This window comes from Kribbella sp. NPDC058693 (genome assembly GCF_042715335.1).
In the GTDB taxonomy this organism is placed as follows: Bacteria; Actinomycetota; Actinomycetes; order Propionibacteriales; family Kribbellaceae; genus Kribbella; species Kribbella jiaozuonensis.
Genome location: NZ_JBHXSQ010000002.1, coordinates 1,251,618 through 1,265,197, shown reverse-complemented (window position 1 = coordinate 1,265,197; position 13,580 = coordinate 1,251,618). Strand labels below are relative to the sequence as shown.

The window sequence follows — 13,580 nt, the reverse complement described above, 5'->3', positions numbered from 1 at the left end:
ACCGCACTTCAGACGAAGGCCCGCAGCCTGCGAGGTCCTACTCGCGCATCAGCATCAGCGCGGCTTCGCGTTCCAGGTCCAGATAGGGCTCGCCGCTGACGTCGACGGCGACGCGGTTGATCGTGCCGCCGGTGAAGTGGTGTGGTGACTCGCCCGGGTAGTCGTCGGTGATCGGTTCACCGTTCTGCCGGCCGATGTACAGGCTCGAACCGGCGATGGCGAAGGCTCCGAGCTGGGTCTTGATCTGGCCCTCGCCGACTTTCTCCTTGCCGTGGTAGAGCGAGAGCGTCCCGGTCGCACAGTCGGGATGCATGCCTTCCTTCTCGAACGACGCCGACAGGATCAGGTTCTCGCCCGTCGGGACGTCCTTCGAACCGACGACCTGCTGCTCCACCGCGCCGACGAAGCTGTTCACGTAGTGCAGCCGGTTGTCTTTCACGTACAGCGCGTGGCCGCCGAACCTGGCGCCCATCGCGAACAGCACGCCTTCGGCTCCCGGTGCCGGGATGTCGACGGCAGCGCCGATGGTGAAGGAGCGGTTGCGGGTGTTGACCGCCTGCCATTCCGGGACCGGGGCGGTGTCCGGGTAGTACGTGTACCGGTCCGTCGAAGCGCTCAGTTGAGGTCGTGGGGTGCCGAGGATCTCCAGCGGCGATCGATCGTCGAGCGGGAACGCGTCGTTCGCGCCGGCCTCCGCGAACCAGATGTTCACCAGCTCGCGAAGCTTGTCCGGCTGCTCGGCCGCGAGGTTGTGGACCTCGGAGCGGTCGACGTCGACGTGGTACAGCTCCCACTCGTCGGCGTTGAAATGCGCCCAGCCCGACACGGTCGGATGGGTGGTGACCGCCTTCCAGCCCTCGTGGTAGATCGACCGGGATCCGAGCATCGAATAGAACTGCGTACGGCGACCGGAGTCGGCGGACGCGTCGTCGACGCTGCCGCGCATGCTGATCCCGTCGAACGCGCTCTGCGTGTGGCCCTTGATCGTCTCGGGCGCCTCGACGCCGAGTACGTCGAGGATCGTCGGGACGATGTCGATCGCGTGGTGGTACTGGTGCCGGAGCTCGCCCCGAGCGCGAGCCCCTTTCGGCCACGAGATGATGCACGGGTCCGCCGTACCGCCGTTGAACTCGTAGCGCTTCCACATCTTGAACGGCGTGTTGAACGCCATCGCCCAGCCGTTGGGGTAGTGGTTGTACGTCCTCGTGCCGCCCAGCTCGTCGAGCTTGGCGAGGTTCTCCGCGAGGTCGTCCTCGATCCCGTTGGCGAACTTCATCTCGTTGACCGAGCCGTTCGGACCGCCTTCGCCGCTGGCGCCGTTGTCCGAGACGACCACGACCATGGTGTTGTCGAGCTGATCGGTTCGCTCCAGGTACGCGAGCAGCCGGCCGATGTTGTGGTCGGCGTGCGCGAGGAAGCCGGCGTACACCTCGGCCATCCGGGCGAACAGCCGCCGCTCGTCGGCGTTCAGCGTGTCCCACGGACGGGTCGAGTCCAGCGTCGGGAACGGCAGGTGGTCCGGGCCGGTGCGTGTCTCGGACGTGCCGATCGGGTTCACAGGGGGCAGCTCGGTGTCCTCCGGGACGAGCCCGAGCTTCTTCTGCCGCGCGAGCGTCTCCTCGCGCATCGCTTCGTACCCCTGGTCGAAGCGGCCGGCGAACTTGTCGATCCACTCCTTCGGCGCCTGGTGCGGCGCGTGGCAGGCGCCGGGCGCGTAGTACAGCAGGAACGGCTTGTCCGGAGCGATCGCCTTGGCGTCCTTGATGAACTCGATCGCCTTGTCGGTGATGTCGTCGGTCAGGTGGTAGCCGTCCGCGGGGGAGCGCGGCTGGTCGACCGGGTGGTTGTCGTAGACGAGGTCGGGGTACCACTGGTTCGTCTCGGCGCCGAGGAATCCGTACCAGCGCTGGAATCCTCTGCCCGTCGGCCAGTTGCGGCGGGTCGACGCGAGGTTCATCTCGTCGGTGGGGCACAGGTGCCACTTGCCGACCATGTACGTGTTCCAGCCGCGCTCGCCGAGGATCTCGGACAGCATCCCGTTCTCCGGCGGGATCGTGCCGCTCGCGTTCGGAAAGCCGATCGCGGCCTCGGTGATGCAGGCCATGCTGTTGCGGGTGTGGTTGCGGCCGGTCAGCAGCGCCGAGCGGGTCGGCGAGCACAACGCGGTCGTGTGCCACTGGGTGAAACGCACGCCGCGTCCGGCGATCGCGTCGATGGTGGGCGTCTCGATCGGGCCGCCGTAGCAGCTCATCGCCGAGAACCCGACGTCGTCGAGGACGATGTAGACGACGTTCGGCGCACCCTCGGGTGCCTTCGCGGGCTCGAACGGCGTCCAGTCCGGTTCGGAGTCGCGGATGTCGACGTTGATCTTCCCCCGGAACGGCACAGGCATGGTCTTCCCCTCCTCGTTGGTTCCTGTCAGCCTGGTCCGGCCCCGAACTCGAGTCGCCATCCGCGCGGGATGAACCGCGCAGATCATCCCGGCTGTGGGATGCCTCGCGGCCGGCGGCGATCCAGGATTGGCCGCATGAGGCGGGAGCAGCAGCCGGCGTCCGACTACGCGGGCGCGATCTACGGATCGCTGTTGGCGGCGTCGGTCGTCGCGGGCACCGGCCCCGGGCAAGAACCTCCACACCCCGCCCAGCTGACCATTCTGCTGCTCGCGACCGGAGTGGTGTTCTGGCTGTCCCATGTCTATGCCCATCTGGTCGGAGAGCGCTCGGCACGTGCGCTGGTTTCGGCGCACGCGTTCCGCGCCGCGGCCCGGCGGGACTGGCCGATCGTTCAGGCCGCCGTACCTCCCGCAGCGGCGGTCGCCATCGGTGCGGCCGTCGGGATGTCGGACTCGGGCGCGGCCTGGCTGGCGCTCGCCGTCGCCGTCGGGTCCCAGGTCGGATGGGCGTCGTACGTCGCCGCCGTCGGGGGAGCGACGAGGGGACGCCTGGTGATCGTCGCCGCCGTCAACCTCGTCCTCGGCCTGCTGATCGTGCTGCTCAAGGCGGCGTTGACGCACTGAGCCCCGTACGTCGTCCGCCAGGGGTGACGCGCCGCCGGTTCGAGCGGTCCTACTGTCGACGAACAGTCGACGACCGTCGAGGATCCAGCAGGAGGGGGACGCAGATGTCCCACAACCGCGGTGTCGAGCCCCAGGCCGAATCGGGCTGGGCGATGAGCGGAGTCGCCTTCGCCGCGACGATGCTGCTGATGATCGGCGCCTTCCAGGTGATCGCCGGTTTCGCCGCGATCCTGAACGACGACTACTTCGTGCTCGTCAGGGGCTATGCGTTCGATCTGGACATCACCACGTGGGGCTGGATCCACCTGGTCCTCGGCATCGCGCTCATCGTGGCCGGCATCGGCCTGTTCTCGAGAGCGGTGTGGGCGGGTGTGACGGCCCTCTTCCTCGCCGTCCTGAGCGCGATCGACAACTTCTTTTTCATCCCGTACCAGCCGTTCTGGGCGATCCTGCTGATCGCTCTCGACGTCTGGGTCATCTGGGCACTGACCCGGCCGCGCGCACTTCGTAGCTAGTGCCGGAACACGACACTCGACCGAGGGGTGTCAGGATGGCCGACCACACTGCCGGGCCCTGGTTCCGGCGGTTGGAGGAGACGTTCGTGGGCCGGTGTGCCGCCTCGTTCGTGGAACTGCGCGGCATCGACCGGGCGATGGTCATCGCCTCGCAGGCACTGACGGCGCTCGTGCCGCTGGTTCTCGTGGTCTCCACGCTCGCTCCGGCGGACCGTCGTGACGTCGTCGCCCAGGGATTCATCCGGCGGTTCGAGCTGAAGGGCAACGCCGCCGAGGCAGTCAGAGAGGTCTTCGCGCGGCCCGTCGGCGCGTCGAGTGTCGGGGTGCTGAGCCTGGTGATCCTGGTCTTCTCCGGGGTGTCACTGGCCCGCCGGCTGCAGCGGCTGTATCAGGACGCCTGGCGGCTCGGGCCTGTCGCCGGCGTACGCGGTGCGCTGACGACGTTTGCCGGTCTGGCCGCCGTGGTCCTGCAGATCGCATTGCTCGCCTTGGCCCGGTCTGCGCTGAGCGCGCTCCCGATGGACTGGCTGTTCAGCGTGATCGCCTCGATCCTGACCGGTGTCCTGCTCTGGGTCTGCGTGCCGTGGCTGTTGCTCGACGGCCGGTTGCCGTGGCGACGCCTGGTGCCGTCAGGAGTACTGGCGAGCGTCGGCGGCGCCGCGTACACCGCCGTGTCCACCATCTACATGCCCCGGATGATGGAGACCAACAGCGAGCGGTACGGCCTCTTCGGCGTCACGCTCGCCCTGGTCGGCTGGTTGCTGGCCGTCTCACTTCTCCTGGTCGTGGCGACCGTGGTCGGTGCCGAGTTCGATCGCAGCGACGGCTGGTTCGCCCGCCGGGTCCGTTCGTGGCTCGGAACGGATCCTGAGCCCCGGACAGGAGTTTTCCTCCACCAAGGATGAGGTGGTCGCAGGCTGCCGGACGGAGCATGGTCGCGTGGTTACTTCAGAGCAGTCCGATATCCCGTCGGACGCGCCGCCGCCGGATCCGGAAGCGATCCCGCTGTTCGATGCGGCCGTCGGCGCTTCCGTGCTGGCAGCGCTCGCCGCGCAGACGGTCGGGCGCCGGGTCGGCGGCGTTCTCAGTCCGGTCAGCCGGCGGGTCGGGGGAGTTCTCAGCCCGGTCGCCGTGGTGATCTTGCGGCCCCCGATGCTGGCGGAGCGGTACCAGGCAGCCACCTGGCTGGCAGGCCTCGCCCGGCACGGTGGCCGAGGACGTGCGGAGCTGGAGCGTCAGCTGTCCGTGGTGCTGGACCGGATGGTTCCCGCGGTGGCGGCAGAGGTGGTGAAGCGGCTCGATGTGGCCGGGATGGCCGAGGGGGTCATCGCCGAGGTCGATCTCGCCGAGATCATCCGGCAGTCCACCGGATCGGTTGCCTCCGACACCGTCCGCGGCGTACGCATGCAGGGCATCTCCGGCGATGAGGCCGTCGGCCGCGTCGTCGGCCGGTTGCGGGTCCGGCTGGGCCGGAAGGAGCCTGAGACGACTCCCGCGCAGCCGTGACAACGGACGAGCCCGTGTCGATCGTCCCGCGGGAGGCACAGCCGTACCAGGGGCGACGGGCGGGACTCATCACCCGGTCCGTTGCCGGAGTCATCGATGCGGTCGTGGTAGTGGTCGTTGTGCTGGCCGGCTATGTCGGCGTCAACGGGCTGATGTTCCTGCTCGATCCCCGCGGCTTCCAGTTCAGTGAGGCGTCGCCGGTGCCGGGTGTGGCGACCGCGTCGCTGGTCGCCATCGTCTACCTCTGCGTGGCGTGGTCGATGACAGGACGAACGTACGGCTGTCATGTCATGGGTCTGCGGGTGGTCGGCCGTCGTGGTGAACGGGTGCGGCCGCTCGTCGCGCTGCTGCGGGCGGTGTTCTACGTCGTGTTCCCGCTCGGACTGTTGTTGTGTGCCGGCGGCCGTCGGCACGCTTCGGTGCAGGACCTCGTGCTGCGTACGTCGGTGATCTACGACTGGTGACTAGGGCTCCGGGCGTGAGGGCAGCAGCCCGAGCTCCCAGGCACGCCGTACGGCCTCGTTCCGGCGGGATGCACTCAGCTTGCGCAGGATGCTCCGTACGTGGCTCCTGACGGTGTTGACGGAGACGTACATGGTGCTGGCGATCTCCTCGGTGGTGAGCAGCTCGGCGAGGTACTCCAGTACCTCGTGTTCCTTGCTGGTCAACGACGCGGTGACCAGCAGGTCCGGCGCCGGGACGCCCCACCGACCTGCGGCGCGGGTCCGACCGTCCGGTCCTGGTGCGCTGAGCCACGGGTGCTGCCGCATCACATCGCCGGCCGGCTGGAGCAGCTTGCGGAGTGCCGGGGGTGCCTCGGAGAACGGACGTCGTAGCCGCTCGGGGGCAGCCAGCCGGAGCGCACGCTCCAGGCAGCGCCCGCTGCGGCCGGTGTCGCCGGCGCTGATCGACTCCGCGGCCTGGACGAGCCAGTTGTCCACCTGGGTCTCGAGCGGGACGATGCGATCCGTGACCGGAGTCAGGCGGGTGACCGGGCGCTCGCCGGCTTCGGCAGCAGCTCGGTGCAGGACCAGCAGCGATCCGGCCTGGTCGCGACCCTCGGACTCCTCGATCACCGTCGCGGCCTGTTCCGGCCGGTGTTGTGCCAGCAGCAGCTTCGCTTCGTCGACGACGAGGGCCTGCCCGAGCCAGTCGTCCTGTGCGCCGTAGCTGTTGCTCGCGGCCCGGAGTTCTGCGGCGGCGAGGTCGATGTCGCCATCGGCACGCAACAGCCTGGCCCGAACCAGAGCGAGCGCGGCAACGACAACCCGTGAGTCGTGGGTGGGTGCTGCCTCCGCGGCACGCTGCACGAGGTCCTCGGCGCCGGGTCGGTCGCCCTGGTCGGTGTGTACCCAGGCCTGGGCGACGATCGCGGACTGGGGCAGGTACGGCGCCTCCCGGCCGGCCGCCGCGGTGGCCTCGGCAGCCACCTCAACAGCTCGGCGTAGATGCCCCCAGATTGCTTCCACGAGCGCGGCCATCCCGAGGAACTCGGCGAGAGCCTCATGGTCACCGGCATCCGCGGCGATGGCTGCGCCTTCGGTGAGCGTCGCCAGGGCCGCTGCGAAGTCCCCGCGCTGGAGTAGCACGCGTCCTTTGCAACCGGCGACCAGCAGTCTCGGACCCGGGTGCTCGGCGGCTGATTCCGGCGATCCCGCTCTCAGTTCCGCCTCCGCGCTGAGGACCGCGCTCAACGATGCCTCGACATCTTCGCCGAGGCTCGTGCAGATCGCTTGCAGTACGCCGACAGCAGACCCGACCGCGTGCCGTCCACCGGGAAGCTGCCGGACCAGCTGATCGCGGACCGCGCCGAGTTCCGCCGTACAGCGGCCGACATCGAACGCGACCAACGCACGGGCAGCTCTGACGACTGCGGCCTCGGGGCTGTCCACGTCGTCGGGGAGGCCGGCGAACAACGCCGACAGCTGCCTCCGCCGGCACCCGACGAGTAGTTCGGCGAAAGAGAGATCGCCCAGCAGATACTGGGCTGCCTGCGACCAGTCACCGGCCGCGATGGCATGGTGGATCGCTTCCAGCGGCAGGCCGTTCTGCGCGAACCACGCGGCCGCCGTACGGTGCAGGGCCGGGGCGACTGTGGGCCGCTCGAACAACAGTTGGGCGCGAAGGAATTCGCGGAACAGCGGCTGGTAGCCGTAGCCGTCCGCGGTACCTGGAACGGGCTGGATGAACGAGTTTCCCTGGGAAAGGAACTGCAGCGATCGAAGGTCGCAGACGCGCCCGGTCAGCGCCTCGGCCAGTGCGGGCCGGACCTCGTCGACGATGCAGGTCCGGAGCAGGAACTCACGCAGTTGTGCCGGCTGTGCGTCGAGAACCTCGGTCATCAGGTACGCCGCGACGTTGCCGGAGTCTCCGCGGAAGTCCCGGATGACCTGCTCGGGGTCGGTCTTGTCGGCCAGGTTCATGGCCGCGAACATCAACCCGGCGGGCCACCCGCCGGTGCGGTCCCGGAGTTCGGCGACCTGCGCCTCCGACAGTTCGAGGCTGTGCCGGCGCATCAGTGCCGCGGCCTCGTCCGTCGTGAAAGCCAGCTCGGCCGCGCGGATCTCGACCACGGACCCGGCCAACCGGTAGAGGTGCAGGGGGAGCGGCGGGTCGGACCGCGTCACCAGGACGATGTGGACGCGGCCGGCGTTGTCGCGGAGGAGGCGATGCAGGCTCTGTCCGAACTCGGGGGTGATCGTGACGTCACCGCAGTCGACCACGAGAACCAGTACTTCGTGGTCGCGGCCGTACACGCTGTCGGGCAGGGATCGCAGCACGGCCGATGGTTGCTGGCCGTCCGCATCCAGAGTGACGTGCCTGACCGCGGCCGAACCCGGGTAGAGCGCTGCCCACGAATCCAGCAGCATCGTCTTGCCGAAGCCTGCCGGCGCGCTGACCAAGGTCAGCGGCCGCTGGACCCCTCGGCTCACCCGCTCGACAAGACGCGGCCGACGGACCGTACCGGGCGGAACACCCGAGGTCCTTGCGATCGATCTGAGCGGGCCCTCGAATGGTGCGTCCGGTGAAATGCTGCGTTCGTTCCTCACCCCTGCGCTCGGCATGTCCCCTCCTCGCGACGTGCGACATCACGCAACGCTGGTGGGGCGGTGCGCGGCGAGTCGCACCATTCGACGGAATCACGGAATTTCCTTTAAAACCAGCGTTTTCCGTCCGATTGCCGAACTTTCCGAAACGGTGCGGTGTTGATTCGCGACCGCGCCGGACAGTTCACCCCGCAGGGATGAAGCCGCGGCGTCCGGCCTTTGCAAGCGTCGAATGCAGACGTTGGGGAACGAGGTGGGTTCGATGGGCGACGCGACGTACGAGATCCGCGTGGCGGGCGCCGTACCCGACCAGGATCTCCTTGATATGGGGGCGGTGCCGCTGGCGGTCGACCAGGTGAACACGGTCGTCTACAGCATCCCCGACCAGTCCGCGCTGTACGGACTGCTGGCCAGATTACGGGCCCTAGGCATCGAAGTGGTCGAGGTACGCCGGATCCTCGACTCGGTAGCGGAATCGGCATCGGCAGCGGAATCGGCAGAATGGATCGACGACGATCCGGGCAGGGGAGACGATGAACGCAGGTGAGCACCGGTACCCGTCGTACCAGGTCGTCGTTCAGGGGGAGTTGAGGTCGGCCGTGCTCGCCTTCTGCGCGGGTCCCGCGGCCAGGTGCACAACCTCCGGGACCTTCCGGCTGCGGGTCCACGACGACCGCGGCATCGCCGACCTCGTCGCCATGCTCGGCGCCGCCGGCCTGACGATCCTCAGTATTCGTCAGCTCACTGCCAGGGACGACATCGTCTCCTTGACCCTGGCCGTCTAGGCGGGTGCGCTGGGCGGGTCGCCGCCGGCCGTGACCGGCGGACGCCCGATGAACTCGATCAGGGCGACGACGAACAGGACCACTACGGCGGTGACGACCACGACGGTGACGGTCGGCCGGGACCACAGCGTCAGCACGAGCGCGCCGCCGACCACGCTGGCGATCAGCAGCAGACGCTTGTGGGCGAAGGTCCATCCGCCGACCCGCCCGGTGTTCAGCCCGGCGGCCTCGGCGCGGCCGCGCAGCGACCCGATGCCGCCGGCGAGCTTCGCACGCGCTTGTACTGCGGCGTTGGACGGACCGGTGAAATAGGCAGCGAGCGCAACGATGAGCGCGAGGACGCCGACCGCGCGCAGGCCGTACCGCAGGAACCGGACGATCGTGTCGAAGACGACGCCGCCGGCATCCCTCGACAGCACTTCGGACGGCAGGGCGTTCAGGTAGAAGACGCGCGCGAGGGTCAGCGCGACGCCCAGGACCAGCATCGCGCCGGCGAACCCGAGCGAGCCCTTCAGGAGCGCACGGCGACGGTCCCGGGCGACGAACACGCCGCTGACGAGCAGGACCAGGGCGATGACCGGCAGCCAGGTTCCGAGCGTGTTGAGCAGCCGGTAGAGACCTTGGGCCTTGGTCACCCCGTCGGACTGCACGAGCACGATCGACTTGTTCACCACCGGGATCTTGTCGGCGAGACCGAAACCGCCGGCCACCATTCGCTGTTTGACCTCCGCGATGATCGGCGCCAGGTTGAGCGTGACGGTGTCGTTCTGCGCGCTGAGCGCGCCACCCTGGTTGCCTTCGAGCAGGTTGACCAACGATGCGTGCGCGGTCTCGTTCGCCTGCCTCCAGACAGTTGCGAACTGCGGGCTGGCGACCAGTTTGTCGACCTGGCTGCGGACGAAGTTCTCGATTCCGTTGACCAGCGGTCCGCTGAGGGCATGGAGGTTGGCGGCGACCCGCGGCGGCACGCCCTGCTGCGCGACGGCATCCAGGGTCTCGGTCGCGATCGACTGGAAGTCGACCGCGTCGAGGATCGCGTTGCTGACCGCGTCGGAGATGGTCCGCTGAACCGCTGGATCGTCGGCCAGCGGCGCGACCGTCTCGAGGTACCGGTCGGTGTCGGAGACCTGTCTGCTCGCCCAGACGGCGGTGACAGACAACGGCGCGAGCAGGCAGGCGAACGTGATCAGGAGCGCAGACACCACAGCGCGCCAACTGAACCGTCGGCGCGCCAGCTCGCCGGTCACCTGTTGCCGGCGAGCGGCCAGTTCCGTCTCGAGCTCACTCACCCGCTCGCGCAGGCGCCGTATCTCGTCGGGCTCGGTCATCGCGGGTTCCTCCCCGTCGCGGTTACCGCTCAGACCGCCAGCGCCTTGGCCTTCAGAGTGTCGAACTCGGACTGCGAGATGGTGCCCTTCTCGAGCAGCGCGCTCGCCTGGGCGATCTGGTCGGTCGGAGTAGCCGACGACCCCGCGACCTGTTTGATGTAGTCGTCCTGCTGCCGCTGGACGGCGGCCCGGCCGGCCAGGTTCCGCTCGGCCATCCCCCTGCCGCGGACGATGACGTACACGAGCGCGGTGAGCACGGGGAAGAACACCAGCGCGATGAGCCAGACGGCCTTGGCCAGCCCCGAGGTTTCCGGGTCACGGAACAGGTCGGCCACGATCGAGAACAGCATCATCAGGTACGCGGTGAACGCGAACGCGATGATGATGAACCACACAACGTCCCAGAAACTCATTGCAGCGTCCTTTCTTCGAGCGCCAACCGCCTGTGACCAACGCTGGCCTCCGGCTAGCGCAGCGTCATCACCTCTACCGGATGATCTTCGGGAGGTCCGCGGGCGGGTTTAGAGTGAGTTCCTCGCTTGGATCTTGGGGCTGCCGATGGAAAGACCAGGTAGGCGGCGTTCCTTCAGTCGACCGCATCGCTCGGTGGAGATGCGGGACCGGCAGGCGGAGCGCCAGATGATGGCGGAGTTCCTGGGGTCGGTCCGTGCTGGCGACGGACGGGCGGTTGTCGTGCGTGGCGAGCCGGGGGTCGGCAAGTCGGCGCTCCTCGACTATCTGGTGGAGAGCGCGTCCGGGTGCCGATTGGCGCGCGCCGCGGGCGTCGAGTCCGAGATGGAGCTGGCGTACGCCGGTCTGCACCAGCTGCTGGCCTCGATGGTGCACCGCCTGGACGGGCTGCCCGGACCGCAGCGGGACGCGTTACAGACCGCGTTCGGGCTCAGCGACGGCCCGGCGCCGGACCGGTTCCTGGTCGGGCTGGCGACGCTGAGCCTGCTGGCCGAGGTCGCCGAGGACCATCCGCTGGTCTGCGTGGTGGACGACGAGCAGTGGCTGGATCGTGCCTCGTCCCAGGTGCTCGGGTTCGTCGCCCGACGACTCGTCGCCGAGCCGGTCGGCGTGGTGTTCGCGACCCGGGCTGCGACCGACGACCTGGCCGGGCTGCCGGAGGTCGTGATGGAAGGGCTGGAGGATGCCGATGCCCGCGACCTTCTCCAGGCCTCGCTCTCCGGGCCGCTCGATGCGCAGGTGGCCAATCGCCTGATCGCCGATGCTGCCGGCAACCCGCTGGCCCTGCTCGAGCTGCCGCGCGGGCTGACACCGGCGGAGCTGGCAGGCGGGTTCGCGCTGCCGAACGCGATGCCGCTGCCCAGCCGGATCGAGGCGAGCTTCCGGAGACGATTGGACGATCTGCCCGAGGAGACGCGGCGGCTGCTGCTCGTCGCCGCGGCTGAACCGATCGGGGACCCGGTCCTGGTCTGGCGGGCCGCCGAGCGTCTAGGGCTTCCCGCTGACGCCGCGGCGCCGGCGGCTGAAGCCGGTCTGCTCGAGGTCGGTGCGCACGTCTGGTTCAGGCACCCGCTGGTGCGATCGGCGGCGTACCGCTCGACCTCCGTCCAGAGTCGTCAGGAAGCGCATCGTGCGCTGGCCGACGTGACCGATCCGGTCGCCGATCCCGATCGTCGGGCCTGGCACCTTGCGCACGCGGCGAGCGGCCCGGACGAGAGCGTTGCTGCCGAGCTGGAGCGATCGGCGGACCGGGCGCGGGCTCGTGGAGGTATGGCGGCAGCCGCCGCGTTCCTCGATCGTGCGGTCAGGCTGACGAGCGATCCGACCCAGCGTGCGCAGCGGGCGCTGGCCGCGGCACAAGCGAACTTCCAGGCGGGCGCGTTCGACGCCGCACTGGGTCTGCTGACCGTTGCCGAGGCCGGCCGGCTCAACAACTTCGAGCGAGCCCGGGTCGAGTTGCTCCGCGGTCACATCGCGTTCGCCGCGGGCCGGTTCAGCGACGCCCCGGGCCTGTTGCTGGCGGCGGCCGAACAACTGGAGAACTACGATTTGCAGCTCGCACGCGAGACGTATCTCCACGCCTGGGCGGCCGCGGTCGGAGCCGGGCACCTGGCCGCGGACGGCATTCTGCTGTCCATCTGTCACGCCGTGCGGACCCTGCCGGCCGACTCCGATGCCGGCGATCCACAACCGCTCGTCGTTCTGCTCGAGGGTCTCGCGACGCTGATTGCCGAGGGCCGGGCGGCGTCCACGCCTGCACTGCTGCTGGCCGCGCGGATGTTCGCCAGCGGGGATCGGTCGGTCGAGGAGATGCTGCGGTGGGGCTGGCTGGCCGCGGCGGTGAGCATCGCGGTCTGGGACGACGACGGCCGGCTCGCGATCGCCGAGCAGACGGTCCGGACGGTCCGCGAGTCCGGCGCACTCGCGCAGCTTCCGGTCATCCTGACCGTCCTCGGGACGGCCGCGCTACTGAGCGGCGACTTCTCCCGCGCGGCCGCAGCGATTGCCGAGGGCGACACCATCGCGGCGGCCACCGGGAGCATGGTCGTGCCCCATGTCGCCCTGCGGTTGCTGGCTCTGCAGGGCAAGGAGGCCGAGGCGTCGGCGATGATCGCGGCCACGATCGAGCAGGCCGGCGAGCAGTCCATCACCGCCGCCAACGCGTACTGGGCTGCCGCGCTGCTGCACAACGGTTGCGGGCGGTACGCCGAAGCGGCGGCCGCTGCGCAGCAGGCGTCGTCCAACACGTTCGAACCGTGGATCTCGACCTGGGCGTTGCCGGACCTGGTCGAGGCAGCGGTCCGCGCCGGAGACATCGCCCTCGCGCAGGACGCATTCGAACGGCTCACCGAGACCACCCAGCCGAGCGGGACCGATTGGGCGCTCGGCATCGAGGCACGATCCCGGGCATTGCTGAGCGACGGCGCCGTGGCCGACAAGCTCTACCAGGAGTCAATCGAGCGTTTGAGCCGCACTGAGCTGCGACCCGAGCTCGCCCGAAGCCAGTTGGTGTACGGCGAATGGCTCCGCCGCGCGGGTCGACGTACCGATGCCCGCGACCAGCTCCGCTCCGCGCACGAGCTGTTCGAAGCGATCGGTATGGACGCGTTCGCCGAACGGGCCCGGCGGGAGCTGGCGGCGACCGGTGAACGTCTCGGCCGGCGCGATGAGACCACCTCCGGCGAGCTGACCGCGCAGGAAGCCCTGATCGCCCAGCTCGCCCGGGACGGGCTGTCCAATCCGGAGATCGGCGCGCGACTGTTCCTCAGCGCGCGGACCGTCAAGTACCACCTGGCCAAGGTGTTCACCAAGCTCGGCATCACCTCCCGCGCGCAGCTCGACCAGGTCCTGCCTGGCCCAGGCCAGTAGCGGTCCGCCCGGACGACTGTCCACTGGCCGATGCGAGCCGGTGG

General features: G+C 69.2%; 12 protein-coding genes. 8 read left to right on the top strand and 4 right to left on the bottom strand.

Going from position 1 to position 13,580, the window contains the following annotated elements; genetic code table 11:
- Window positions 1-37: 37 nt before the first annotated feature.
- Window positions 38-2,392, bottom strand: a complete 2,355-nt coding sequence (locus tag ACFWUU_RS15665) for an arylsulfatase (RefSeq protein ID WP_380176189.1) — start codon at window positions 2,390-2,392, stop codon at window positions 38-40.
- 135 nt (window positions 2,393-2,527) lie between these two features.
- On the opposite strand from ACFWUU_RS15665, the gene ACFWUU_RS15660 reads away from it, so the two are divergent.
- From ACFWUU_RS15660 to ACFWUU_RS15640, 5 genes are all read left to right on the top strand, one after another.
- Entirely contained in the window at window positions 2,528-3,016 is a 489-nt protein-coding gene (locus tag ACFWUU_RS15660) for a hypothetical protein (protein ID WP_380176187.1), read from the top strand.
- Between the two features lie 104 nt (window positions 3,017-3,120).
- The gene (locus ACFWUU_RS15655; RefSeq protein WP_137255111.1) at window positions 3,121-3,531 is read left to right on the top strand and encodes a hypothetical protein; all 411 of its coding nucleotides are present in this window, start codon (window positions 3,121-3,123) and stop codon (window positions 3,529-3,531) included.
- A 35-nt stretch (window positions 3,532-3,566) separates the two neighbouring features.
- Complete coding sequence (locus ACFWUU_RS15650; protein WP_137255112.1) at window positions 3,567-4,436, top strand: YhjD/YihY/BrkB family envelope integrity protein; 870 nt, start codon at window positions 3,567-3,569, stop codon at window positions 4,434-4,436.
- A gap of 34 nt (window positions 4,437-4,470) precedes the next feature.
- On the top strand, window positions 4,471-5,037 hold the full coding sequence (locus ACFWUU_RS15645; RefSeq protein WP_137255113.1) for a hypothetical protein: 567 nt from the start codon (window positions 4,471-4,473) through the stop codon (window positions 5,035-5,037).
- A 14-nt stretch (window positions 5,038-5,051) separates the two neighbouring features.
- Window positions 5,052-5,501: an RDD family protein gene (locus tag ACFWUU_RS15640; protein WP_380176185.1), complete on the top strand. Its 450-nt coding sequence runs from the start codon at window positions 5,052-5,054 to the stop codon at window positions 5,499-5,501.
- Here the strand turns inward: ACFWUU_RS15640 and ACFWUU_RS15635 are convergent, their stop codons facing one another.
- Entirely contained in the window at window positions 5,502-7,970 is a 2,469-nt protein-coding gene (locus ACFWUU_RS15635; protein ID WP_380176183.1) for a LuxR C-terminal-related transcriptional regulator, read from the bottom strand.
- 376 nt (window positions 7,971-8,346) lie between these two features.
- Here ACFWUU_RS15635 and ACFWUU_RS15630 point away from each other — a divergent pair, with 376 nt between their 5' ends.
- Both ACFWUU_RS15630 and ACFWUU_RS15625 read left to right on the top strand, forming a co-directional pair.
- Window positions 8,347-8,631 (top strand): hypothetical protein, encoded by a 285-nt coding sequence (locus ACFWUU_RS15630; RefSeq protein WP_380176181.1) that lies wholly within the window; start codon window positions 8,347-8,349, stop codon window positions 8,629-8,631.
- Complete coding sequence (locus ACFWUU_RS15625) at window positions 8,618-8,869, top strand: hypothetical protein (protein WP_380176179.1); 252 nt, start codon at window positions 8,618-8,620, stop codon at window positions 8,867-8,869. The genes ACFWUU_RS15630 and ACFWUU_RS15625 overlap by 14 nt, the downstream gene beginning before the upstream one ends.
- Here the strand turns inward: ACFWUU_RS15625 and ACFWUU_RS15620 are convergent.
- Together ACFWUU_RS15620 and ACFWUU_RS15615 are read right to left on the bottom strand one after the other, a co-directional pair.
- Window positions 8,866-10,197 (bottom strand): hypothetical protein, encoded by a 1,332-nt coding sequence (locus ACFWUU_RS15620; RefSeq protein WP_380176178.1) that lies wholly within the window; start codon window positions 10,195-10,197, stop codon window positions 8,866-8,868. The genes ACFWUU_RS15625 and ACFWUU_RS15620 overlap by 4 nt on opposite strands.
- 29 nt (window positions 10,198-10,226) lie before the next feature.
- The gene (locus ACFWUU_RS15615) at window positions 10,227-10,610 is read right to left on the bottom strand and encodes an SHOCT domain-containing protein (protein ID WP_137255118.1); all 384 of its coding nucleotides are present in this window, start codon (window positions 10,608-10,610) and stop codon (window positions 10,227-10,229) included.
- Window positions 10,611-10,809: 199 nt separating this feature from the next.
- Here ACFWUU_RS15615 and ACFWUU_RS15610 point away from each other — a divergent pair, with 199 nt between their 5' ends.
- On the top strand, window positions 10,810-13,536 hold the full coding sequence (locus tag ACFWUU_RS15610) for an ATP-binding protein (protein ID WP_380176176.1): 2,727 nt from the start codon (window positions 10,810-10,812) through the stop codon (window positions 13,534-13,536).
- The last annotated feature ends 44 nt before the right edge of the window (window positions 13,537-13,580 follow it).

Bases quoted from the DNA above. Each gene is read 5' to 3' on its own strand.
- ACFWUU_RS15610 (WP_380176176.1), top strand. From the start codon at position 10,810: ATGCGGGACCGGCAGGCGGAGCGCCAGATGATGGCGGAGTTCCTGGGG.
- ACFWUU_RS15620 (WP_380176178.1), bottom strand. From the start codon at position 10,197: ATGACCGAGCCCGACGAGATACGGCGCCTGCGCGAGCGGGTGAGTGAG.
- ACFWUU_RS15615 (WP_137255118.1), bottom strand. From the start codon at position 10,610: ATGAGTTTCTGGGACGTTGTGTGGTTCATCATCATCGCGTTCGCGTTC.
- ACFWUU_RS15625 (WP_380176179.1), top strand. From the start codon at position 8,618: ATGAACGCAGGTGAGCACCGGTACCCGTCGTACCAGGTCGTCGTTCAG.
- ACFWUU_RS15665 (WP_380176189.1), bottom strand. From the start codon at position 2,392: ATGCCTGTGCCGTTCCGGGGGAAGATCAACGTCGACATCCGCGACTCC.
- ACFWUU_RS15655 (WP_137255111.1), top strand. From the start codon at position 3,121: ATGTCCCACAACCGCGGTGTCGAGCCCCAGGCCGAATCGGGCTGGGCG.
- ACFWUU_RS15630 (WP_380176181.1), top strand. From the start codon at position 8,347: ATGGGCGACGCGACGTACGAGATCCGCGTGGCGGGCGCCGTACCCGAC.
- ACFWUU_RS15660 (WP_380176187.1), top strand. From the start codon at position 2,528: ATGAGGCGGGAGCAGCAGCCGGCGTCCGACTACGCGGGCGCGATCTAC.
- ACFWUU_RS15650 (WP_137255112.1), top strand. From the start codon at position 3,567: ATGGCCGACCACACTGCCGGGCCCTGGTTCCGGCGGTTGGAGGAGACG.